The organism is Kitasatospora putterlickiae (assembly GCF_039527695.1).
Lineage (GTDB): Bacteria > Actinomycetota > Actinomycetes > Streptomycetales > Streptomycetaceae > Kitasatospora > Kitasatospora putterlickiae.
In genome coordinates this window covers 1,141-2,461 of sequence record NZ_BAAAKJ010000506.1, presented here as the reverse complement: position 1 = coordinate 2,461, position 1,321 = coordinate 1,141, and the positions used below count along the sequence as shown (strand labels likewise).

The following is a 1,321-nucleotide window of genomic DNA, read 5'->3' as shown; positions in this document are numbered from 1 at the left end:
GTGGTCGGGGGGCGGGTGGTGAGGCCGGTGGGGGTGGTGGCGTGGAGGCGGCCGGTGAGGACGGTGAGGGTGGTGGCGCCGGCCGCGGGGCAGAGGGGGCGCCAGGGGGCGTCCGGGTCGGTGGCGGGGCGGTGGTGCAGGGTGTCGTCGTGCGGGGTGATCGCGAAGAGGGTGCCGTCGCACATCGCCAGGGCGGCCGTGCCGGGCGGAGTGTGGCCGGCGGGGGTCCAGGGGGCCGGGCCTGGGACGGGGTCGCGGACGAGGAGGCGGTCGTCCTCGGTGACGGCGAGCAGGGCGAGCGGGATCGGCCCGGCGGCCTCGCGCGGGGCGGTGAGGCAGCGGATCCGCGGGGACGGGCCGGGGGCCGGCGGGCACGGCGTCCACGGGAGGTTCTGGTCCGACGGTTCCCGGTGCAGCAGGGTGGTGCCGTCGGCGGCCACCGCGAACAGCAGTCCCTCGCAGGCGGCGAGCGCCCGCACGCCGTCCGCCCGGCCGACGGTGTGCCAGCGCGGCGCCGGTGCGGCGCCGCCGAGACGGTCCAGCACGTTGCGGGTGATCCGGTCGACGACCGGGTCGCCCAGTGCCCGCCCCCAGTTGATGGTGGCCGCGTTGAAGACGGTGCCGGCGCCGAGCCGGAAGACGCCCATGGTCGCCCAGCCGCCCTGCCCGTAGCGCCGCCAGTGCCGCAGGTCGGCGGTGGCGAGCACGGCGAAGGAGCGCGGTGTGCCGTCCCTCCCGGTCGCGCGGGGCACGCCGGCGGACCAGTCGAGTTCGGCGGCGTCGGTCTCGTAGCCGAGCGAGCCCCGCGCGAACGCGTCGCCGTCGGCGAGTCCGGTGCCCTCGAAGACCCAGTGGTCGGCGAACCGGACGGTGTAGGACTCGCGGCCGATGACGGCCATGCCGTCGCCCCAGGCGCCGGCGCCGTGGCGGAAGCTGACGCCGGTCATGGCGTTCTCGGGCCGGTCCACCGGGGAGCTGGACCACTCGACCGTGGTCCGGCGCGGGTCGGTGGCGGTGACCGGATCGGCGGCGGCGTCGCGGTGGCAGACCATCGAGCGGCCGCCCTCGGGCTCGTCCTCGATCCGGATCTGCCACCACGCCGTGTTGGCCGCGAAGAAGGCCAGGTTGCCGCCCCGGCGGGCGAACTCCTCGACGCCGTCGCGCATGCCGGCGGACCAGTACTCGTCGTGCCCGTTGACCACCAGCAGCCGGTAGCGGGCGAGGGTTTCGGCGAAGGAACGGTCGTCGAGATCGAGGCCCGAGCAGTACTCGACGGGGTAACCGGCCCGGGGCAGCCAGCGCAGCAGCGGCTCCTCCCAGC

The 1,321-nt window shown here is 76.6% G+C and carries 1 protein-coding gene; it reads right to left on the bottom strand.

Annotated features, from left to right (window positions below):
- Positions 1 to 1,321, bottom strand: a 1,321-nt coding sequence (locus ABD308_RS38090) for a N,N-dimethylformamidase beta subunit family domain-containing protein (protein WP_344345452.1), incomplete at both ends; no start/stop codon positions are given.